The sequence below is a fragment of the Streptomyces sp. NBC_01198 genome, assembly GCF_036010485.1.
Lineage (GTDB): Bacteria > Actinomycetota > Actinomycetes > Streptomycetales > Streptomycetaceae > Actinacidiphila.
This window is the reverse complement of the sequence record NZ_CP108568.1, coordinates 7,781,047-7,803,097: the sequence shown is the minus strand read 5'-3', so window position 1 is coordinate 7,803,097 and position 22,051 is coordinate 7,781,047. Positions and strand designations below refer to the sequence as shown.

The 22,051-nt window shown below is 71.3% G+C and carries 16 protein-coding genes and 2 pseudogenes; 4 read left to right on the top strand and 14 right to left on the bottom strand.

Annotated features, from left to right (window positions below):
- Positions 1–143: 143 nt before the first annotated feature.
- Positions 144–749, top strand: coding sequence for a GNAT family N-acetyltransferase (locus OG702_RS34745; protein WP_327292947.1), 606 nt, complete (start codon positions 144–146; stop codon positions 747–749).
- Between the two features lie 28 nt (positions 750–777).
- Here OG702_RS34745 and OG702_RS34740 read toward each other — a convergent pair whose 3' ends face one another.
- On the bottom strand, positions 778–975 hold the full coding sequence (locus tag OG702_RS34740) for a hypothetical protein (RefSeq protein WP_327292946.1): 198 nt from the start codon (positions 973–975) through the stop codon (positions 778–780).
- Complete coding sequence (locus OG702_RS34735) at positions 960–1,193, bottom strand: hypothetical protein (protein WP_327292945.1); 234 nt, start codon at positions 1,191–1,193, stop codon at positions 960–962. The genes OG702_RS34740 and OG702_RS34735 overlap by 16 nt, the downstream gene beginning before the upstream one ends.
- A gap of 137 nt (positions 1,194–1,330) precedes the next feature.
- Between OG702_RS34735 and OG702_RS34730 the strand changes: the two genes are divergently transcribed.
- Positions 1,331–1,498 carry a hypothetical protein gene (locus OG702_RS34730; RefSeq protein ID WP_327292944.1) on the top strand — a complete coding sequence of 56 codons (168 nt, stop codon included), beginning with the start codon at positions 1,331–1,333 and terminating at the stop codon, positions 1,496–1,498.
- A gap of 117 nt (positions 1,499–1,615) precedes the next feature.
- Here OG702_RS34730 and OG702_RS34725 read toward each other — a convergent pair whose 3' ends face one another.
- The 3 genes from OG702_RS34725 to OG702_RS34715 form a co-directional block, all read right to left on the bottom strand.
- Positions 1,616–2,869, bottom strand: a complete 1,254-nt coding sequence (locus tag OG702_RS34725; protein WP_327292943.1) for an MFS transporter — start codon at positions 2,867–2,869, stop codon at positions 1,616–1,618.
- Between the two features lie 90 nt (positions 2,870–2,959).
- A complete protein-coding gene (locus OG702_RS34720; RefSeq protein ID WP_327292942.1) occupies positions 2,960–3,187 on the bottom strand; it encodes a hypothetical protein in 228 nt (75 codons plus the stop codon).
- A gap of 129 nt (positions 3,188–3,316) precedes the next feature.
- Positions 3,317–3,679 (bottom strand): STAS domain-containing protein, encoded by a 363-nt coding sequence (locus tag OG702_RS34715; protein ID WP_327292941.1) that lies wholly within the window; start codon positions 3,677–3,679, stop codon positions 3,317–3,319.
- Positions 3,680–3,860: 181 nt separating this feature from the next.
- Here OG702_RS34715 and OG702_RS34710 point away from each other — a divergent pair, with 181 nt between their 5' ends.
- A complete protein-coding gene (locus OG702_RS34710) occupies positions 3,861–4,466 on the top strand; it encodes a hypothetical protein (RefSeq protein WP_327292940.1) in 606 nt (201 codons plus the stop codon).
- 91 nt (positions 4,467–4,557) lie between these two features.
- Here the strand turns inward: OG702_RS34710 and OG702_RS34705 are convergent, their stop codons facing one another.
- From OG702_RS34705 to OG702_RS34680, 6 genes and pseudogenes are all read right to left on the bottom strand, one after another.
- Positions 4,558–9,927, bottom strand: a complete 5,370-nt coding sequence (locus OG702_RS34705) for a GH92 family glycosyl hydrolase (RefSeq protein ID WP_327292939.1) — start codon at positions 9,925–9,927, stop codon at positions 4,558–4,560.
- A gap of 417 nt (positions 9,928–10,344) precedes the next feature.
- Positions 10,345–11,421: pseudogene (locus OG702_RS34700) on the bottom strand (IS110 family transposase).
- 236 nt (positions 11,422–11,657) lie between these two features.
- The gene (locus OG702_RS34695) at positions 11,658–15,098 is read right to left on the bottom strand and encodes a glycoside hydrolase family 3 C-terminal domain-containing protein (RefSeq protein WP_327292938.1); all 3,441 of its coding nucleotides are present in this window, start codon (positions 15,096–15,098) and stop codon (positions 11,658–11,660) included.
- Between the two features lie 272 nt (positions 15,099–15,370).
- Entirely contained in the window at positions 15,371–15,967 is a 597-nt protein-coding gene (locus tag OG702_RS34690) for a redoxin domain-containing protein (RefSeq protein WP_327292937.1), read from the bottom strand.
- A 59-nt stretch (positions 15,968–16,026) separates the two neighbouring features.
- A complete protein-coding gene (locus OG702_RS34685) occupies positions 16,027–16,269 on the bottom strand; it encodes a hypothetical protein (RefSeq protein ID WP_327292936.1) in 243 nt (80 codons plus the stop codon).
- Positions 16,270–16,325: 56 nt separating this feature from the next.
- A complete protein-coding gene (locus tag OG702_RS34680) occupies positions 16,326–17,336 on the bottom strand; it encodes an alcohol dehydrogenase catalytic domain-containing protein (protein ID WP_327292935.1) in 1,011 nt (336 codons plus the stop codon).
- A 561-nt stretch (positions 17,337–17,897) separates the two neighbouring features.
- Here OG702_RS34680 and OG702_RS34675 point away from each other — a divergent pair.
- Complete coding sequence (locus OG702_RS34675) at positions 17,898–19,223, top strand: chloride channel protein (protein WP_327292934.1); 1,326 nt, start codon at positions 17,898–17,900, stop codon at positions 19,221–19,223.
- Here the strand turns inward: OG702_RS34675 and OG702_RS34670 are convergent.
- The 3 genes and pseudogenes from OG702_RS34670 to OG702_RS34660 form a co-directional block, all read right to left on the bottom strand.
- A pseudogene (locus tag OG702_RS34670) lies at positions 19,172–19,359 on the bottom strand (SDR family oxidoreductase); the annotation flags it as partial. The gene OG702_RS34675 and the pseudogene OG702_RS34670 overlap by 52 nt on opposite strands.
- Before the next feature lie 2 nt (positions 19,360–19,361).
- On the bottom strand, positions 19,362–20,648 hold the full coding sequence (locus OG702_RS34665) for an NAD(P)/FAD-dependent oxidoreductase (protein WP_327292933.1): 1,287 nt from the start codon (positions 20,646–20,648) through the stop codon (positions 19,362–19,364).
- A gap of 287 nt (positions 20,649–20,935) precedes the next feature.
- Complete coding sequence (locus OG702_RS34660) at positions 20,936–21,991, bottom strand: sodium:calcium antiporter (RefSeq protein WP_442814677.1); 1,056 nt, start codon at positions 21,989–21,991, stop codon at positions 20,936–20,938.
- Between the last annotated feature and the right edge of the window lie 60 nt (positions 21,992–22,051).

Here is a 22,051-nt window from a genome sequence, read left to right as displayed (position 1 = left end):
CCCGCGGCCCTGGCCGAAACGAGCCGCCGGCCCTGCGGACGTGACCCCGGGGGCCGTCTGCCAGGCGTCCGCCCGAGCTCGACATATTGCACTAGTGCAGATGACGTTTACTGCTAGTGCGATGGGGCGATATCCTCGGGGCCATGCCTGCTCGCATTCCGCTGCCCACCACACTCACCGGCCGCCACGTACGCCTGGAGCCGCTGGCCATGACGCATCGTGGCGACCTTTTCGCAGCCGGGGGCGGTGACGAGGAGCTGTGGCGGTGGCAGGGCGGGCCCGCGCCGCGGACGCAGGAGGAGCTTGACGGCAAGCTCTCCATGCTGCTGGACGCGGCCGGGCGGGGGGAATACGTCCCCTTCGCCGTCATCCACCGCGCGAGCGGGCGGGCCATCGGCTGGACCACCTACCTGGACATCGAAGTGGCCGACGAGCGGCTGGAGATCGGCTGGACGTGGTACGGCCGGGCGTACTGGCGCACCGCCGTCAACACCGAGTCGAAGCTGCTCCTGCTGGGCCATGCTTTCCACGACCTGGGCATGGGGCGCGTGCAGTTGAAGACCGACCATCTCAATCTCCGCTCGCAGGCGGCCATCGCGCGCATCGGGGCGCAACGCGAGGGCGTCCTGCGCCGCCACCGTCGCCGCCCGGACGGCACGTGGCGGGACTCGGTCTACTTCTCCCTTCTCGTCCAGGAGTGGCCTGCGGCCAAGGAGCGCCTGACCGCCCGCATGGGAGAGTTCGGCTAGGTACTGTCCGGCACCGGCGCGACACGGGTCAGTTGGTCGAGGCGGCCGGCGTCGGGTCGTGGCCCTGGTGAACCGAGGTCTTCGGGGGCTTTCCTGCCGACCGGTTGGCCGTGACGCGCTCCACGACCCAGATCGCGACGGTCCCGGAGGAGAAGGCGGCGCCCAGGACGCATACGCCGGTCCAGCCGCTGTGCACCCAGACCACCGACGTCAGAGCGGAGCCCACCGCGCCGCCGAGGAAAAGGCGGTCGAGAAGGCGGAGTTGATCCGGTTCCGGGCCTCGGGCCGGAGCGCGAAGTTCTGATTGCTGTTGAGCACCGCCTTGTGCGCCAGGTCGAGCACGATCACGCCGACGAGCAGCCAGACCGGCGAGCGTGCCCCGGCGGCGATGGCCGCCCATGACGCGAGCAGCAGCACCGTCCCGGCCCCCGTCACGATCTGCACGTGGCCGCGGTCGGCCAACCGCCCCGCCACCGAGGCCGTCAGCGCCCCCGCGGCGCCGACCAGGCCGAACAGGCCGAACAGGCCGACGGTGACCAGTGGTACGGCGACTGCACCAGCAGGAAGGTCAGGGGATCGGGATGCTGCCCGCCGCCTTCGTGCCCGAGCTTCCCGACCTGCCCGTCGTCCGGCTCAGCGGTGCTCCGGCCGGGGTGGAGCACCTCATCTGGAGTCGCTTCCAGCCCTCCCCCGCCGCCGCGGCCTTCCTGTCCGCGCTGGGCGTCTCGGCGCCTTCGGCCGGCGAGTGACGCGGACCCGCGGGGCGCCCGGCGGGCTGTTCGACCCTGATCACTGCCCCGCATCCTGAACGGGTGAGGCCTGCCGGTCTCGGCGCGGAAGGCGACCTGCCACCGCCCCTGGCCAGCTCAAGGCACCGGAGCGGGTGCGGAGTTGCCGGGGAGCAGGCTGCCGAGCGCGCGGATCCTGCCCAGCGGGGAGAGGATCAGGAACAGGCTGGTGCTGAGCAGCCCGAGGGTGCCGACGAGCAGGGCCGTCCTCGGTCCTGCCTGGGCGCCGATCCAGCCGCCGGCCAGCGAGCCGAGCGGTTTGACACCCTGGGCCACGAACAGATAGGCCGCGTTGGCGCGACCGAGCAGCCGGTCCGGAGTGACGGCCTGCCGCACGGTCATGGTGTGGACGTTGCAGGCGGTGATACCGAACCCCTGGACGAAGAACGCGGCGGCGAACATCGGCGCGGCCCAGACGCCGCGATGGGCGGCCGGCAGCAGGAGCGGCGCGAGATCGCCGATGACCGCGGCGGCGAGCAGCGTGCGGCCCAGGCCGATACGGACCGCGAGCCGGCCGGTGACCACCGCGCCGAGCAGCGCTCCCACCGCCCCGATCGAGATCATCAACCCCAGGGTCCCGGGGCGCATGCCCAACTCGCGGACGGCGAAGAGCACCAGGACGGTCTGCACCAGCTGCCAGCAGATGTTGTAACTGGCCGCTTCGCCGAGGAAGGCACGCAAGTACGGGTCGGCGAAGGTGAATCGGAAGCCCTCGGCGATCCGCGAACGCAGCGGCGTCCGGTCCGCCTCGGCCTGCTTCTCCCGGCGGCCTACCGCGGCCACGCCCGCCGCCGACGCCAGGTAGGACACGGCGTCGACGATGAGGGTGAAGGGCGCCCCGACGATCTGCACCAGGAGACCGCCCAGACCGGGGCCGCCGATCTGCGCACCCGACTCGCTGGCGGTCAGCCGCGAGTTCGCCCCGGTGAGGTGTTCGGCCGGGACGATCGCCGGCAGGTAGGAACGGTAGGCGATGGTGAAGAAGACGCGGGCCGTGCCTGCGGCGCAGGCCAGCGTCAGGAGCCAGGCGAAGGTCAGCCGGTCCAGTGCGGCGAGCAGCGGGACGGCGCCGATCGCGACGGCCTGGCAGAGGTTGGAGACGATCAGCACGCCGCGCCGCCGCAGGCGGTCGACCAGCAGGCCGGCCGGCAGCCCGAGAACCAGATACGGCACGTAGGTGACCGCGCCGAGCAGGCCGAGCTGTCCGGGGGTGGCGTGCAACGTCAGCACCGCGGTCAGCGGCACCGCGAGCTGGTTCACCTCCGTGCCGATCAGTGAGCCGGTCTCGCCCGCCCACAGGAAACGGAAATCTTTGCGCCAGCCCTCTGTCACGGTGCTTCCCAGCTGCTCGGTGCGACACGATCGTTCACGTGTCTCCCGCGCGTACCCCGTTCGGATCCCACGGAGCTTCCCTGGACGGCGCTACACCTTGTTGCGCCGCCGGGCCAGCGGCACCATGACGGCCCAGAACGCCAGGCCCACCGCGCCGATCACGGTGATGGCGACTCCGCCCTTGTGGGACATGGCGATCAGCGCGATGCCGAGGACCATCAGGACGAGCGCCGCCCCCACACCCACGGCGGCCAGCAACCCCATGCCCCGCCGCGAGCCCCAGGGCGCCCATCCGCTCTTGTTGCCATAAGTTGCCACGCTGTCCTCCCAGGAACGACGACCAAAGCTCTCGTGCCCGCGATCCAGGTGCGCACACGGTGCGAGCCCGGGGCGTCACCGAGCGGCCGGGGCGTCCCGTCGCAGCCCCGCTTGCGGGATCGCCTTTGCTCAGGGGTGCTTGAGCTGCCCGGCGCTGATCACCGGGAACAGGCCGAGCGCTCCGGTCAGGCTCAGCAGGCGGTGGACGCTGGCGCTCGGTGCCAGCAGGCGGACGCTGCCGCCCTTGCTCGCGGCGGTCTGCCGGGTCTGCAGCAGGACGGTGAGGAAGGTGGAGTCGGCGAACGTCACTCCGGCCAGGTCGAACACCAGATGGGGGTGGTGATCGAGCGCACGGTCCACCGCTCCCAGCAGCAGGCCGGTGCCGTCCAGGTCGGCCTCCCCGCTCACCGTGACCACGCTCGGGGACCCCGGCACGCAGGAGACCGACAGCGGTGGTCCGCCCGGTGGAGCGGGATCAGCAGAAGGGTCCATGAGGGCTCCAGAGTCGAACTGTTGTCGGTCAAGCCTGGCACAGCCGCCACGGTCGACGCGATGCCGAGCACAAAGATCCGCCCCCTTCGCGGGCAGCGCCGGCCGGGCCTGCTGCTTTCCGCGGGCGCGCCGGGGTAGACGCCGGCGTGGACGAGAGCGTCCGCGGAAAGAGGGGGAGACGATGGATGAGGAGCAGCAGGGCGGCCCCGAGCGGGCCGGTGGGGACAGCGACATCGACTGGCAGGCGGAGCGCCGCTGGAGTGACCGCCCATGGGTCCCGTTCGGGGTGCTGGTGGTCGGCGGCGCTCTCATGACCGTGGCGACAGGCCGCCAGTGGGGCGTCGCGGCCGGAGCCGGCGTGGTGGCCGGCTGGTGCGCGGTCATGCTGCTGGCGGTGTGGCAGTTCGCTCGGTTGCGGCGTGACCTCGCCCGCGAGGCGAGAGTGCAGACCCGGCAGATACCTGTGCTCCAGCGGCGCCTGCAGAAGGAACGGCTGCCCTCCGACCCGCCGATGCGCAGGGCGATGGCCGTACTGGTACGCCGGCAGCGTCGGCAGATACGCCGGAGCCGCTGGATCTGGCCGGCCTACGCCGGCCTCTGCCCCGTGTTCGGCGTCGTCTTCCTGGTCGCCGGTGAGACCCGGCTCGGCGTCTTCTGGCTGATCCTGGCCGTGCCGACCGCCCTGTCGGCGTTCGGGTTCCGTCGTACCCGTCACCGTCTCGACCGGCTTGAGGCCCGGCTCGCCCCCGACCTCGCCGCTGTGCGGAGTCCGGTCAGCGGTTCCTGAGCGGTGGGGCGCGCCCGGTCGCCGGTCTGCCGGGTGGGCTTCCCCGATGGGTGGTGCCCGGCTCGCTCAGCGCGAGCCGGGCACCTGAGCGTCAGGCTGTCCCACCTCCCGGCTTCGGGGAGCCGGCGGAGACCACCGGGGTGCGGTACGGCGGCGCTGCCGGGTGGTCGCCCAGCTGCACCGTGGCGGTCGCGGGTGTCCGCGAGGACGCACCGGTGGCGGTGACGGAGTACCGCCCCGGCCGCGTGCGGCGCGGCAGGTCGGCCGTCGCGTGGACCGCTCCCCCGGACGACGCCGTCACCGTGACGACGACGGCAGGGTCGGTGCCGACCTTGACGGTCACCCGCTCCCCCGGGGTGAATCCGGTGCCGCTGACGCGGACCGAACTCCCGTCCTTGCCACCGGAGTCCACTGTGGCGGTGATGGACGGATGTGCCGCCTGCCGCGCCACCGTCACGGTGAACGTCCCGGTGGTGCTCGACAGCGTGTCCCAGGCGGTGACGTGCACGGTGTACGTGCCCGGCTGCTGGTACGTGTGCTGCGCGGTCATCGCGCCGGAAGCGCCGATCGTGACGTCCTGGGGGGCGGTGCCGTCGCCCCACTGGACCTGCGCGTGGTAACCGGTCGCGTCGGTGACACCGCCGGTGACCGAACCGAGCTCCGCCGTCAGACCGGTGCCCGCGGTGGCCGTCCGATCCTGCGTGGTGGTGGTCGTCAGTGCGGGGGCCGGCGTGCCGTCGTCGGCGATGGCGAACACGTGGATCCTGCCCACCGAGCTCGGGTCGCCGGTCTGGGTCGGCAGGGTGACCGAGACGAGTTTCCTGCCCTCCGGGATCTGATAGGGGGTCGTGGCGAAGAGGAACGGCTGGGCGCTGTCCTTGCTTGCTCCGTGCAGCCGGTACGCCGACTTGGCGACGACGATGTTGCCGAAGGCCGGCGTGCCGGCGGCATTGCCGCCCAACGTCCAGTCGCTCAGCTGGATCGGGATGTCGGCGGTGCTGCCGTCGCTGAACTTCGCGGTGCCGGTCGTGCTCTGGTTGCCCTCCGTTCCGGTGCCGATGAAGGAGATGCTCTTCGCGTCGTCCGGCAGGTCGAGCGCGATCGTGCTGCCGTTGCCGGTGGCGTCGTCCGGCGCGCCCGCGCCCGCCGCCGGGATCGTGAAGTGCAGTGCTGTGCCGGGGACGTCGTGGGACGTGCCCGGTGTCACCCCGGCGTCCGCCAGGGCGCTGCGCGAGAACCCGTATCCCACCGAGTCGCAGTCCGCCGCCAGCACGCCGTCGTCGCCGACGCAGACGGTGTCGAACGCGGCGGCGAGGCCGGAAGCCGGCGCGAAGGACACCTGGACGCCGACCGTCGTGGACCCCTGGCTCGTGCCGTCGGTCGCCTGGACGCTCGCCTGGTAGTAGCCGGGCTTGGCGTAGGTGTGCGACCCGGAGACGCGGGAGACACCCCGCGAGCTCGCGGAGACGACCCCTGCCTGGGCCGGTGAGCCGTCGCCCCAGTCGATCGTGGCCCGGTAGGCGCTCGCCGTACCACCGGTGACCGTCGCCAGCGGCGCCGACATCGCGACACCTCCGGTCGCGGGCACCGGGTTCTGCGCGGCGCTGACGGTGACGGTCTTGCCACCGAGCTGGACGTCGCCGCCGGCGAGCAGCTCGACCTCGGCGAGGTTCGTCTGCGCGCCTCCCGCGGTCTTCGTCACGACCAGGCGGAACTGCGCGAACCGGCCGGGCCTGGCGATGGTGAACGGCCGGGTCTGGTCGCGCCAGGGGAACACCTCGCCGCTGCGGGTGTCCACCGTGGTCCAGGTGATCCCGTCGTCGGAGCCCTGGAGCTTCCAGTCAGCCGGGTCGCCGGTGGCGGCCCCGGAGGTGAGGGTGTAGGTCGTCGGCGTCTGCTTGCCGCCGCGGTACGCCCAGGTGATCTTCGGCGTGCCGGTGGCGAAGGTCACCTGCGTCGTCGAGGTGTCGTCGAAGAGCTTCGAGGCGTCCTGCCCGGCGTCCGCGGTGGCGGTGCCGAGCCCGGGCCCTGTGGTGTCCTGCAGCGGCTTCGGCGCCGCGGAGCCCTTGGTCAGGGACGGCGGGGCGTCGTTGGCTCCGGTCCCCCACGACGACGGCTTCGAGCCCATCCGGAAGTCGATCGTCCCGCCGTGCGCGAGCACGGACGAGTCGATGGACACCGAGCGCTGCGCCTTGCCGTTGACCGTCACGCCCTGGACGTAGACGTTCTTGGTGGTGTTGTCCGGGGCGTTCACGACGATGTCGCCGGTGCTCCGGTGGACGGTCATCCTGGTGAACTGCGGCGACCCGATGGCCCAGTTGGAGGAGCCGACCTGCAACGGGTAGATGCCGAGCGAGCTGAGGACGTACCAGGACGACGATTCGCCGTTGTCCTCGTCTCCGGGGTAGCCCTGGCCGATCTCGTCGCCGACGTAGAGCCGCTGCATGATCTCCCGGACGAGCGCCTGGGTCCTGGCGGGCGCGCCGGCGTAGTCGTACATGTAAGGGATGTGGTGCGAGGGCTGGTTGCTCATGCCGAGCTGGCCCAGCCGTACCGCCTGCGCCTCGACCATCTCGTGGATGGTGCCGCCGTAGCCGCCGGGGTGGTCGGCGTTCTCCGGGGTGGCGAAGAACTGGTCGAGCTTCTTCTCCAGTCCCTTCTTGCCGCCGTAGAGGTTGGCCAGGCCCTGGCCGTCCTGCTGGGCGGTGAAGGCGTAGTTCCAGCCGTCGGTCTCGGTGTAGACCCCGCCCCAGTCGAGCGGATCACCGGCGAGGAAGTCGCCTGCGGCGCTGCGTCCTTCGAAGAACTCGGTCTTGGTGTCGAAGAGGTTGACGTAGTCGCGGGCGCGCTCCAGGAAGTAGGCGGACTCCTCCTTGAGGCGGGCGCGCTCGGACTTCGGCGTCTTGGGGTCCTTCGCCAGGGCCGCGCCCATGTTGCCGATGCCGTAGTCGCTGATGAAGCCTTCGAGCGCCCAGGACACCGACTCCCCCGTGGAGGTGGGGGTGTAGCCGAGGAAGAGCGAGGACTCGATCCCCTTGCGGCCGACCTCGCTGCGCCCGGAGGCGACCGTCGCGTCCTTGACCACGGCGTCGTAGGCGGCGAGCGGGTCGGGCAGCTTCACCCCGTTGAGGTAGGCCTCCGCCAGTGCGTTGTCCGCGCTGGTGCCGGTCATCAGGTCGGCGTATCCCGGAGACGACCAGCGGGCGATCCAGCCGCCGTCGCGGTACTGCTGCACGAAGCCGTCCGCGATCTTGGCCGCGACGTCGGGGTAGAGCAGCGAGTACGCGGGCCAGACGGTGCGGTAGGTGTCCCAGAAGCCGTTGTTCACATAGAGCTGTCCGTCGACGAGCTTCGCGCCGGTGGTGCCGGTGGTCGTCGTGCCGGTCGGCGGTGAGACCGGGCTCGCGTACTGCCAGTGCGGCGCGGACGCGGTGCCGGTGTTCTCCGACTGCGAGTTGGGGTAGAGGTTCAGCCGGTACAGGTTGGAGTACAGCGTCACCTGCTGGGTCTGGGTGGCGCCGGCCACCGAGATCCGGCCGAGACGGTCGTTCCAGGCCGCGGTGGCGGCGGTGTGGATCTGGTCGAAGCTGCGTCCGGTGACCTCCAGGTCGAGGTTCTTGCGCGCCTGGTCGGTCGAGATGAACGACGTCGCTATGCGCAGCGTGACCTGCGGGTCGGACGAGGTGTCGAAGGTCGCGGAGGTGCCGGTGGAGGTGGTCGGGGCCCGGTCGAAGGTCCCGGCGACGAACATCCGGGTGTGGCCGGCCGACAGCCCGCTGCCGTTGTCGACCCAGCCGGTGTACGTACCGTCCGTGCCGATGCTGAAGGTGCCGTTGAAGAAGACGAGGCTTCCGGTGGCCTGCCCCGCGGGGAAGGTGAACTGCATGACGCCGCCGTGGTCGGTCGGCGACATCCGTGCCACCAGGCCGTCCTTCAGAGTGACCTGGTAGAGGTCGGGCCGGGCGATCTCGTCGTCGTGGCTGAAGGCGAGAGCCCGGCTGCTCGGCGACCCGGTGAGCGATCCGCCGGCGGGCACGGGCATGACCGACATCTGGTCGCGGTCACCCATCCACGGGCTCGGCTCGTGCGAGATCGCGAGTCCCTGGAGCGTGGGCAGGTTCGCGGCGTTGTTGGACTGCTGGTAGGCGTACTCCCACGAGTCGGACGAGGCGTCGGTGACCGGCGTGAAGAAGTTGAAGCCGTTCGGCACCGCCGAGATGGGCAGGTTGTTGCCGCGCGAGAACGAGCCCGAAGCGTTGGTCCCGCGACGGGTGTCGACGAAGTCGGTCAGGCTGGAGGCGTCGATCGGCGCCGGGGTGCCCGTGACGGTGACGTCGTCGAGCCAGCCCTGGAAGCGCGTCGCGGCCTTGGCCTGCGGGTCGTCGTAGGCGAGCAGGATGCGGTCGATCGTCTTGCCCGCGGCGACATTGCCGATGTCCGAGGCGACCGCGTTCCACTGGTCGGCGTAGAGCACCTTCGACGCGCCCTGGCCGGCTGCCGTGAGCGGGTAGCCGTGCTGGTCGACGGGCGAGCGCCGGCTCAGGTAGGTCCCGTCGGTGAAGTGCAGGTCCACGGCGGCGTACGTCGACGGGTACTGGGCGTCGTGGCCGGTGAACTCCGGGAAGATCTTGTACGACAGCCGGCTCTTGGGTCCGACCGGGATGTTGACGTCGAAGAGCTGGTTGGTGGCCGACGATTCGCCGTCGGTCTGGGCACCGCCGGAGTACCGCAGCGAGGCCACTCCGGTGAAGCCGGCGTTCGCCTTCATGTTGTAGCCGCTGACCGGGCCGGAGCCGGGGCTGGTGACCATCGGGGTGGCGGGCGGCTGGACGGTGGAGCCGTCGCTGATGTCCCAGTCCGCCAACTGGATGATCGGGTCACCGGAGTTGGCGGTGACGTCGAGCCGGTAGAACTGGTAGGCCGTCGTGTTGGCGACGGTGTAGGTGTTGGTGGCGAAGCGGCCGCTGAAGGTCACCCCTGTCCGCTTGTCCAGGTCCACCCAGCCGCTGCCGTCGTCGGACCCCTGGAGGATGAAGTCCTTCGGGTCGCGTGTGGGCGAGTCGTTCGCGGACGTCAGCGCGTACTTCACCACCGTGGCGGGCTTGTTCAGCTGGTAGGCCGCCCAGGCGGTCGAGCTGAAGGTGAGCCACTTGGTGGACGGATTGCCGTCCTTGAGGTTCACCGCGACCTCGCCCGGGGCGTTCTCGGCGCTCGCGGTCACCGTGCCGACCTGCCCGAGCAGGCTGCCGGGCAGGCCGGAGGGGCTCGATCCGCTGAGGTTCTTCTGCACCGGGTCGCCGTGCGCGTCGGTCTCGACGGCGTTCGCGGCGGGTTGCGGGTCGGACGTCTCGAACGAGGAGCTGAAGCTGCCGGCCGGAGCGGTGCCGTTCGCCGCCGCGTGCGCGGCCGGGGAGACCGCGAGCGCCAGCACCGGCAACAGCAGTGCTGTTGCCGCGCTCACCCACCGTCTCAAGGACAGGAGGTGGGCGTGAGGGGGATGTGACACAACAGAGCCTTTCGGTGGGAGTGTTGTCGCGGCCGTCGCCTGCCGCGAGGGGAGATCCCGGTTGCCGTCTTCCGTCCGTCACGGGTGGGATCCACGGCCTGCCGTCCCTCGGCCGGCGTCATAAGCAGGGGCAGAGCTCTCGGGCCATACGACGACTCCACGCACGGTGAAGGGCTCGCGCTGCGGCGCACCCGGATGGAAAACGTCGCTAGCGTCGCTCTCACCGACAACGTTGTCAATATCTGCGAACGGAGAAAGTGTCCTGGGGCGGGGTTCGTTGCGGCGCCGAGGTGGCACCGACGGCGACGCGCAGGCGGCCCGGCCGGTGTCCGGGCGGGCCGCCTGCTGTGAGCGGGGATGCTCCTATAGATGTCAAGCGGCAGGAGCAAGGTCGGTTTGTGTGGCTTGTTCGGTCGGTGTGCTGGTCAGGGCGCGGTAGACCTCGCGGGCGACGAATCGTTTGAGGCAGCGCATGATGTCCTTTTTGGACAGGCCTTCCTTGGTGCGGCGTTCGACGTAGGTGCGGGTGCGCTCGTCGTAGCGCATGCGGACGAGCACGATGGTGTGCAGGGCGTTGTTCGCGGCCCGGTCGCCGCCTCGGTTGAGGCGGTGGCGGTGGGTGCGGCCGGAGGATGCCGGGATCGGTGCGACCCCGGCCAGGTGCGCGAAGGCGGCCTCCGAACGCATACGTTCGGGGTTGTCCCCGGCCGAGACCAGCAGTTGGCCGGCGGTTTCGGGGCCGACGCCGAACAGTTCCAGCAGTGCGGGAGCGGCCTGCCGGGTCAGCGGACCGAGTTCCGCGTCCAGCTCGGCGATCTCGGCGTCCATCGCCTGGTGGCGGCGGGCCAGGCGGCGCAGGGCTGCCCGGGTGGCGGTCAGCGGGCGGGACAGGTCGTCGCCGGGCCGCAGCCGGGCGAGCGTGCGTATCAGCGTGGCCCGGTCCACTCCCGCGACCTGCTCGCGCAGCATCGCAGGCGCCGAGACCAGCAGGCCCCGGATCTGGTTCATCGCCTGGGTGCGGGCCTTGACCGCGCTGCGGCGAGCGGTCCGCAGCACGCGCACGGCCTCGACCACGCCGTCCCGGCTCTTGGGGGTGCCGGTGGCCCGCCCGGACAGTACGGCTGTCGCGGCGGCGTAGGCGTCGATCGGGTCGGACTTGCCCTTCATCCGCCGGGTTTTGCGGTCCGGACGGTCGACATCGATGACTGTGACTCCTGCGGCGGTGAGCACCCGGGCGAGTTCGGCCCCCTAGGCGCCGGTGCCCTCCACACCCACCGCGGCCAGCTCGCCGAGTGAACGCATCCAGGCCAGCAGATCCCGGTAGCCGCGGATCGTGGCCGGGAACTCCTGGTCAGCCAGGTGCCGGCCGATGGTGTCGATCACCGCCGCGTGGTGGGTCAGGCCGTGGGTGTCGACTCCGCCGGTGATCTGCGGGCCGTCGTGCGTCATGCTGGTCATGTCCGTCCTTGTGGCGTGTCCGTTCCGAGGGCGGCACGCGCCGGTCGGGCGGGTGGACAAGACAGTGACGGGGCTTCTGGACCAAGCTCCTATGAAGTCACAAGCGCCCGTCCGGCCGCGTGCGTGGTGACGCCCGGCGGGCCGACAAATCCCAAACAGGACAGTCGAGACGTCAGTCAGTTGGCGAGTCAGGCCCACCCGTAGCGTCACCACGAACATCATCACTGTCAGTTGTAGAGGTCGGCCTCCGCGATCGACCACCAGCTGGTCGAGGTGCCGGTCTGCACGACCTTGACGTAACGGGCCGTTTTCGCCGGGAACGTCGCCGTCACCAGGGCGCCGGTGCCGGTGCCGGTGGCCACGGCGCTGCCGAAGGTGCTGCCGTCGGTGGAGGTGAAGACCTGGTAGCCGCGGGCGTAGTCGGCCGTGCTGCCGGCTGAGTCCATGGTGAGTTTGGAGAAGGTCTTCGCCGAGCCGAGGTCGAGGGTGAACGACTCGCCCCCGGCCATCGGCACACCGGAACTCCAGCGGGTGGCCGTGCTGCCGTCGAGCAGGTTCGCCGGCACGTCACCGCCGCCGGTGGACGACGCGGTCGCGCTCCAGCCGGTTCGGGGCAGGACCGCGCCGGTGCCGCCGCTTCCCGTGCTGCCGTCGGTGAAGACGTTGAGCTCGGCGATCGACCACCAGCTGGTCGAGGTGCCGGTCTGCACGACCTTGACGTAACGGGCCGATCTGACCGCGAACGTCGCCGTCACCTGGGCCCCGGTGCCGGTGCCGGTGGCCGCGGCACTGCCGAAGTTGGTGCCGTCGGTGGAGGTGAAGACCTGGTAGCCGCGGGCGTAGTCGGCCGCGCTGCCGGCCGAGTCCATGACCACCTGGTCGATGCTCTTGGCCGCGCCCATGTCGAGCGTGAACGACTGGCCGTTCGCCATCGGGATGCCGGTGGTCCACCGTGTGCCGGTGCTGCCGTCGAGCATGTTCGCCGGCACGTCACCGCCGCCGGTGGAGGACGCGGTCACCGTCCAGCCGGTGCGGGGCAGGGCCGTCTGGGTGCCGCCCCCGCCGCCGCCTGAGCTGCCGGCGACCGTGGTGGTGCCGGTGAGCTTGATGTCCCGCGACGACGAGCCGACGTAGACGGTGTTGGTGCCGGCCGCGTTGGTCCAGCCGTTGTTCCAGAACTGGAAGCTGCGCGCGTCCAGGCTGATCGCCACATGCTGGGTCTGGCCCGGGTTGAGGTTGATCCGGCTGAACCCGCGCAGGTTCTTGGGGGGTTCGCCGACCGAGCCGGGTTGCCCGACGTACACCTGGGGAACCTCGGCGCCGGCCCGCGAGCCGCTGTTGGTGACGTCGAATCCGACGGCGACGCTGCCGTTCGCGTCGGGCTGGCCGACCGTCAGGTTCGCGTAGGAGAAGGTGGTGTAGGACAGGCCGAACCCGAACGGGAAGAGCGGCGTGAGGTTCTGGCTGTCGTACCAGCGGTAGCCGACCTTGAGCCCCTCGGAATACTGCACCTGGCCGTTCTGGCCGGGCCATTGGGCGGTGGAGTTGGTCGGCCCCTGCGACAGCGCGGTCGGGAAGGTCACCGGGAGCTTCCCGCTGAAGTTCGTGTCGCCGAACAGCAGCGACGCGATCGCGTTGCCGTCCTCCTGACCCGGATACCAGGCCTCGACCACGCCCTTGACGGCGTTGACCCACGGCATGGTCACCGCGGAGCCGCTGTCGACGACGACGACCGTGTTGGGGTTCGCCGCGGCGACGTCGGCGACGAGCGTGTTCTGCTCGGCCGACAGGGTGATGCCGCTCAGGTCGCCGCCCTCGGACTCGAAGTTCGAGACGAACACCACGGCCAGCTTGGCCGCCTTCGCGGCCGCGACCGCCTGGTCGTGCACGGACTGGCCGGGGATGCTCCAGCCGAACGTCGCGTTGCTGGCGCCGCCGCCGTTGTAGTAGTCGACCTCGACGCTGACCGGCTGGCCCGCGGTCAGTGACACGCTGCCGGTGCGGGTGGTGCTGCCCTGGTTGAACCAGTTGTTGATGATCTGCTGCCCGTTGACGTACACCCGCGAGCCGTCGTCACTGGTCAGCGACAGCTGGTAGGCGCCGGTGGTCGGCGGGTGCAGGGTGCCGGTCCACTTGGCCGACCAGTTGGTGGCGTTGACGCCCGGAGCCGGCGAGGCGCCGCCCCATACGTCGTCCACGGTGGACTCGTTGCGGGTCACCACCGGCGTGCCGGTCAGTGCGGTGTTGTTGTAGTAGGACGCGGTGAGGCCGGCGCCGCTGCCCGAACTCGGGGTCAGGTAGGCGCTGCCGACCGGCGGGAGCGCGCCGCTGGAGGGCGTGTCGCCTTGGGAGTAGGTGACGTTGACGCCGCTGCCGGCCCGGTTCTTGATGCCCTGGTAAGGGGTGATGAGATACGGGGCGTTGACACCCGCGCTGCCGCCGCCCTGCGCCATCGCGTTGGTGCCCGCGTCGTCGCCGATGACGGCGATCGAGTCGGTGCCGGTGCCGACCGGCAGGACGGAGCCGGTGTTCTTCAGCAGCACCGACCCTTCCTGCGCGACCTGCTTGGCGGTGGCGCTGTGGGCGCTGCTGGTCACGACCGAGCCGGTGTTGCCGGTCTGCGCGTGGTCGAAGAGCCCCGCCTTGAACATCGAGGTCAGGATCCGGCGGACGTGGTCGTCGATCGTCGCCTGGGAGACCTGGCCGTTGCCGACCGCGGTGGTCAGCGCAGAGCCGTAGTAGTCGCTGCCGGGCATCTCCATGTCGAGGCCGTTGTTCGCCGAGGCGACGGTGGAGTGGGTGGCGCCCCAGTCGGAGGTGACGAAGCCGGTGAAGCCCATGTCGCCCTTGAGCACGGTGTTCTGCAACTGCCCGTTCTCGCAGGCGAAGGCGCCGTTGATGGCCGAGTAGGAGCACATCGCCGAGTCGGCGCCGCCCTGCTTGACCGAGGTCTCGAACGCGGGCAGGTAGATCTCCCGCTCGGTGCGGTCGGAGACGATCGCGTTGTCGGTGATGTTGTTCCGGTTGGTCTCCTGGTTGTAGACCGCGTAGTGCTTGACCTGGGCCATCGGACCCTGGCTCTGGATGCCCTGGATGTCGGCGGCGCCCATCTGCCCGGCGAGGTACGGGTCCTCGCCCAGGGACTCGAAGGCCCGTCCCCAGCGCGGGTCGCGCACGATGTTGATCGTCGGGGCCAGCACCACGTTGGTGCCCTTGCCCCACTGCTCGGAGCCGAGCACCTGGCCGTACTGGTTCATCAGCGAGGTGTCCCAGCTCGCCGCGCCCGCGACCGGGGCCGGCAGCTGGGTGACGTTGGTGAAGCCGTCCCCCGCGCCGACCGGGCCGTCCTGCAGGTGCAGCGCCGGGATGCCGAGCCGGGTGTTGGCGTCGACGCAGCCGACGTAGCCGCACCCCTGGCCGCCGTGCATCATGGTCAGCTTCTCGGCCTGCGTCATCGCGGCCAGCAGCTCGTTGGCGCGGTCCAGCGGCGCCTGTGCGGTGTTCATCCAGGGCTGATCGGCCGCGGCGGCGTGCCGGGCGCCGACGGCGACGCCGCTTCCCAGGACGAGGGCCAGCGCTGCCAGCATCACACCCAGCGTGCGGCTGCGGGCGTGCGGGCGCCGGCGGTGCGGACGGAACCGCTGCTCGGGGCGGGGCGGTGCGTTCATGCGTGCGCGCTCCGTTTCTGGCGACCAGGCGTCCACCGGGTCACCGGGAGCCCGGGCCGGGACGGCGGAGCCGTCCGTGCGCGGGCTTGAGTGGGGGGTGCCCGGCCGGGGAGCACGCCGGTCCTACCGTTCCGGACGTAGCTCCGCACGACGGGGGCAAAACTACGGGAGAGCGCTCTCCAGCGGAGACGAGACTCCCCGAAACGCGGTGTCCCTGTCAAGGATTCCGACAGCTTCTTTCACGCCGTGAACGCGGCTGCCCCGCAGGCCGCTCAGGTCTCCTGCGCGGGCTCGGCGGGATCCGCGTCGAAGCCGTGGAAGAGCGAGCGGTCGCCGCCGTCCCAGGCCTCGCGCAGACCGGGCGTGCTCAGGTCCCAGTCGGGCCGGATGTCGCGCGAGACGTCGCGGAGATCGCGCCACAGGTCGCCGATCGAGGGCCGCCCCCAGAACCAGTAGCCGTTGTAGACGCTGTGCACGACCAGACCCGGTTGCAGCACCAGCGTGTGCGGGATCATCGGATCGTGCTCGGGGTCGGTGTACTCCTGGATGTCCAGGTCCTGCTGGACGGTCCTGCCGGGATCGGACAGGAAGGGCCACTGGGCGCCCACCGACAGGCGGAACTCCTGGAGGGTGTGGTGGTCGTCGGTGGAGATCGTCGCCAGCTGCGTGTAGGCCACCGCGACCTTCGGCTGGAGCACCGCCGCCATCTCCTGGAGCTGCTGGTGCTCCTTCGGGCAGTAGTGCCCGCGCGCCAGGGTGAGGACCAGCGGGTCGTCGCCCTGCAACTCGCTGAGCGTGCGCACCGTTCCGGTGTGATCGGGCAGTGCGAAGTCCGGGAAGACGCCGCCGGGAATGATGTCGGGACGCATGGTCGGCCACCTCTCGTTGTCGGCGACGGGCGCCAGGAAGAAGGCGCCAGGCTCACGGTTCAGGCACGGATGGTCAGAGGGTCGGTGAGGCGGATGCGCGGGTAGAAGTCGGCGCGGATGCGGTCGGCCAGGGTGCTGACCTCCTCGGAACCGTCGTCGGCCGGGTCGATCGTGATGCGGAAGGGCCGCTCGCCCCTCGGGGTCATTCCGGCGTGGACGACGTGGCCGGCGTCCGCGAGCGCACAGGCGGTCATGGCGCCGAAGCCGCTGGACGCGCCGCTGATGAGAATGGTCTTGGCCATGACGTCCTCCTGGGGGCCCGGGAGGACTGCGCCTCCCGCGGCGGGATGAGAGGCGGTCAGTCGAAGGTGATGACGCTGCGGCCGTGCGCGGTGCCGGCGTTCATGGCGTCGAGCACGGACGGTGCCTCGTCGAGATCGACGGTCCTGATCTCGGGGAGGATGTTGTGCCGTGCGGAGAAGTCCAGGGTGTCCCGCAGGTCGTGCGGCGAGCCGGAGGGGTTCGCCATCGCGTGCAGCCGGTTGAGGATCATCAACTGCGCCGGGAGGGCGAAGGGTTCGCTGTTGTACCCGCACAGCACGAGGGTGCCGTCCGGGGCCAGTCCGCTCATGGCCGCGGCGGCGGCCGCGTTGGAGGGGGCCGCGTTCAGCACGACGTCCGCGCCGCCGTCCCACGCCCGCAGCGCCTCGCCGGGATCCGTGTCGCCGGTCGCCACGAACAGCTCCGCCCCCAGCGACTTGGCGTGGTCCTCGCCACGCCGCGAGCGGGCGATCACCGCGACGCGCGCGCCCATCGCCACCGCGTAGCGGATCGCGAGGGCGCCGATACCGCCCGCGCCGATCACGGCGATCCGCGAGTTCGGCTTCGCCCCTGCCTGGCGCAACCCGTTGTAGGCGGTCAGGCCCGCGCACATCAAAGGCCCGGCGGCGACCGGGTCCAGCCCGCTGGGGATCGGCGTCGCGAAGCCGTCCTTCAGGAGCGTGTACTCGGCGTATCCGCCGTCGACCACCACACCGGTGATCCGCTTGCGGGGGCACAGGATCTGCTCGCCGCGCGCGCAGTAGTCGCAGTGACCGTCCGAGTCGTGGAGGAACTGGCCGCCCACCGCGGTTCCCACCTCGGGCCAGGTCACCCCTTCGCCGAGCGCTTCGACCACCCCGCTGATCTCGTGTCCCGGAATGACGGGGAAGTCGGCGAAGGCGTACTCGCCGTTGAGCAGGTTCAGGTCGGAGTAGCAGATGCCACACGAGGTGACCTTCACCAGGAGTTCGCCGGGACCGGGCTCGGGCACCTCACGGGTGGTGACGGAGAGCGGTTCGTGAACTCCGGTGGCGACAGCGGCACGCATCAGGTCCTCCAGAGGTCGGGGCTGATGCACTCGGACCCGTTCCTCTCGCGTCCTGCAGCCGGCCCGCAAGCCGCTCACGGCTCACGGCGGGGCACGAAGCCGGGCGTCCCGGAGCACTCGTGAAGTACCCCGCGGGTGCCGCCCCCGCTGTCCTTCGCGGTCCCTGCACGGGATCCGGCGACGACCCGAGTGCCATATGCCTGGCGCCGGCGTTCCACGAGCCCGGTGCCCCAGCGGTTCGAGCACAACTCCTTCCAGTGTGGACCGGGCAAACCGGGCATGCAACCGTCCCGGCCGCCGCCGCACCGGGGCCGCAGCGGTGCCGGGGCGGGGCGGGCTCCGGCCGGTCGCCGCCGTGGCGTTCGGCCAGTCAGCGGGTTTCCAGGCGGCGGGGCGTGGCTCGGGGACCGCGCGGCGGGCCCGGTGGGTAATCTCGCGCTGCCGCGGGCGGTCCTCCGCCCGGGCGCCGACCGATGGAGTTGACCTATCGCCGAGCCGAAGGCCCCTGCGGCCGGGGTCTCCCAGGGAACCCAGCCGCCCGAGGCGGACCAGTTGCGGACGATGCTGCGCAACCCCGCGTACCGGCGGGCGCTGGTCTTCTGCGGCCTGATCGGCATTCCGGTCTCGGCGCTGGCGTTCTGGTTCCTCGCGGCACTGCACGAGCTGGAGCGGCTGGTCTGGACGGACTGGCCGAAGGACCTCGGGTGGGCGGATCCGCCCTGGTGGTGGTCGTTCCCCTCGCTCGCGCTGGCCGGTACGGCCGTCGCGGTGGTGGCGGGGCGGTTTCCCGGCGGGGGCGGGCACATCCCGGCGGCCGGGATGCACTCGGGAGGGGCGACGAAGGCGGCGCTGCCAGGAGTGATCCTCGCCGCTGTCTTCAGCCTGCCGCTGGGAGCGGTGCTGGGGCCGGAGGCGCCGCTGATCGCGCTCGGCGGCGGCCTGGCCCTGCTGTTCCGCGATCTGGTGCGCGCCGCCGCGACCCCGCAGAGCAACGCGCTGCTCGGCGCGGCCGGCGCCGCGGCGGCGATCTCGGCGATCTTCGGCAATCCGCTGGTGGCCGCCGTGCTGCTGATGGAGGTGGTCGGCGTCGGCGGGCCGCAGCTCTTCGCGGTGATGCTTCCTGCCCTGCTGGCCAGCGGCATCGGGTCGGCGGTCTTCAGCGGCTTCGGCCAGTGGACCGGATTCGCGACCGGGAGCCTGTCGGTCGGCCTGCCCGCCCCTCCCCTGCTCGACATCGGTGACGTGCTGTGGTCGCTGCTCATCGGGCTGGCCGTCGGTGCGGGCGTCCATGCGCTCGTGGTGAGCGGCCGGCGCACGGCGGTCTTCGTGTCCGGCGGGCTGCTGCCCCGTACGGTGCTGTGCGCGCTCGGGGCGGCCGGCTGCATCGCGCTGTACGCGGTCAGCACCGGCCGCTCGCCGTCCGAGGCCGCGCTGTCCGGGCAGGCCACCTTGGCGCAGCTGGCCAAGGACCCGCACGCCTGGTCGGTGGGCGCGCTGGTGGCGGTGCTCGCGTTCAAGGGCGCCGCCTACACCCTGTGCCTGGGCAGCCTGCGCGGCGGGCCGGTCTTCCCCGCGCTCTTTCTGGGCGGGGCGACCGGCGCCCTGCTCGCGCCGCTGCCGGGTCTCGGTCTGGTCCCCGCGATGGCGGCCGGGATGGCTGCCGCCGTCACCTCGGCGCTCCGCCTGCCGGTCAGCAGCGTGGTGCTGGTCGTCGTCATCCTCGGCCACTCCGGCTCAGTGCCGGTGGTCGTCCTCGCGTCGGTGGTGTCCTTCATGGTCACCGAACTGCTGCCGCAGGGACCCGCCGTGCCCGCCCCGGGCAGCCGGGGCGCGGCTCAGCCGCCGGTGGCGAAGCCGGGGAAGAGCGTCATGCCGCCGTCGACGTAGGTCGTGGATCCCACGACGTGGTCGAGCAGGTCGGAGACGAGCACCGTGACGGCGTTCGCGACGTCCTCGAGGTCGCCGACCCGTCCGTAGGGCACTGCCGCGGCAGGTCGGCCTCGGCCTGCGGGGTGTCCCGCGCGACTAGCTGCCCGCGCTGAAGACGCGTTCGCGCCGGGATCCGGAGATGAGCAGCACCGCCCACGTCATCATCGCCCCGACCCGGCTGCGGAAGCCGGTGAGGAAGGCGATGTGGATGAACAGCCAGATCAGCCCGCCGAGCAGGCCGGACGCGTGCAGGCGCCCCACTTTGACGACGGCCCGTCCGCGGGAGATGTACGCCGCGCTGCCCAGGTCCCGGTAGCGGAACGGGCGTGGTTCCCCGGTCCTGCCCTCGATCTCGTAGCGGATGTGGCGGCCGGCGTAGGCGCCGGTCTGCATGGCGACCTCCGCCATGCCCGGCAGCTTGTCCAGGCTCATCAGGTCGCCTACTACCCGGATCTCCGGGTGGCCGGGGATCGTGAGGTCGGGCGCGACCTTGATCCGCCCGGCCCGGTCCTGCTCGGCGCCGGTCGAACGGGCCAGCGCGGTCGCGAACTCCGGTGCCTCGACCCCGGCGGTCCACAGCACCGTTTTCGCGTCGTACCGTTCGGTGCCGCCGTCCTGCCGGCGTACCGTCAGGCCCCCGCCGTCCACCTGGGTGACGGCCGTGCCCAGGTGGACCTCGACGCCGATGCCGTCCAGGGCGCGGGCGGCGTTCCTTGACAGGACCGGGCCGAAGGAGCCGAGCACGGCCTCCGAGCGGTTGAAGAGCAGCACCCTGGCCTGGCTCGGGTCGACGCCGGAATACTCCCGTTCGAGCGTGCGGGTGGCGATCTCCCGGATCTGCCCGGCGAGTTCCACTCCGGTCGGGCCTGCCCCCACCAGGGCGAAGGTGAGCCATCGCGCGCGCTCCGCCGGGTCGGTGCTCGCCTCGGCCGCCTCGAAGGCCCGGTAGATCTTGCGGCGCACCACCATCGCGTCGTCGAGCGTCTTGATGCCGGGCGCGTGCTCGGCGAACTCGTCGTGCCCGAAGTACGACTGCCGCATTCCGGCGGCCACGATCAGGTGGTCGTAGGGAATGGCCTGCGTGCTGCCGTCCGCGGCCTCCGCGAGCACCACCCGGCCCGCGGCGTCCACGTCGGTGGCCGCGGCGAGCAGGCACCGTACGTTCTCGTGACGGCGCAGGACGACGCGCAGCGGCTGTGCGATCTGCCCGCTGGAGAGGATCCCCGCCGCGCACTGGTAGAGCAGCGGTTGGAAGAGGTGGTGGGTGTTGAGGTCGATCAGCGTGACGTCGACGGGAGCCCTGTGGAGGGCCCGCACGGCGAACAGCCCGGCGAAGCCGCCACCGATGATCACGACCTTGCGGCGGCTGATGTGGTCGTCCACCTGGGTTCATCCTCTGGTCACGGAGCCGGGAAGCATGACGTGCGGCGGTCCGGGGCGGCTTCGCCGTCCGAACGGCCCTGCCCGTCGCGCCGGTACGGTCGCGGTGCTCGTGCGCGGGACGCCTCCCCGGTTCCGTGACTCAATCACGCCCGGGCACGGCTGTTGCCCGGCGACTCGCAGGAGCGGGCCGCCGGCGGACCCGACTCCGCCCAACGGCCCAACGGCCCCGCCGGCCCACCGCACCACGCCTGGTCCTCGCTGAGGCGGCGGTGGGGCGGTGCGGCGGGTCAGCTGAGGATCGGCACGAGCCCGGCGGCGAAGATCGCGTAGAAGCCGGCTGCCACCGTCAGGCGGCCCGGGGTGAGCCTGTGCGCCCGCATGGTGAGCAGCAGGTAGACGATCGCAGCGATGGTGATCACGCCGGCCCAGATCAGGGCGTGGTCGAACTTCCACGTGGTGAAGAGCAGCCCCAGTCCGCTGGGCACGGTCGCCTGGATCATCATCGACCCGGAGATGTTCGCCAGCGCCAGCTTGGTCTTGCCCTGCCGCACCCAGATCACCGCGTTCATCACCTCGGGGAGTTCGGTCGCGATCGGCGAGAGCAGCAGCGCGGCCACCTCGCTCGACAGGCCCAGCATCGGCCCGATCGCGTCGAGTTGCGTCACGAACAGCTGGGAGGCGAGGAAGATCAGCGCGAGGGTGGCCAGGGTCTGCGTGACCACAGCCAAGGTGGCCGGCGAAGCGACCCGGCGCTGGAGCTTGAGCGGTTCCAGCTCCTCGTGCGGTTCGTCGTCGTGGTCCTCGGCGCTGATCTCGCGCCAGAAATACACGGCGTAGGCGGCGAAGAAGGCGAGCCCCAGCGTGGACTTGTGCGCGAAGGCCACCAGTCCCAGCGTGACCTTCACCACGAAGATCGGCAGGAACCACTTCTGGTCCTTGGCCAGCCGCCGCGTCTCCCTCTCGTCCCCCAGTACCTGCCCGCCCGGCTGCTCGGGCGTCACACCCGTCTGGTCACCCACCTTCGCCACCTGGCGGCGGCGCCTGAGCAGCAGGACGAAGCCGGTGACGCCGTAGGCGATGGTCGAGAGCGCCAGCGGGCCGCCCATCGCCGCGCCGACGCCGATGTCCTTGGCCCTCGGCGTGCTGCCGGTGGTCACCGCGACCAGCGTCACCACCGACTCAGGCAGCGCGGTGCCGAAGGCGGCCAGGATCGTGCCGACCGCCATCTTCCCCACGTTCAGGCGCAGGCCCAGCCACTCCACGGCGTTGACGAACCACTCACACGAGAGGTAAATCACCACCGCACACAGCACGAGCAGTACGTAATGGATCACAGGCACCATCCAGCCCTCCCCGCCGCGGAAGGCCGGGGACGACACGCTGGAGCGCGACATCCCACCGAT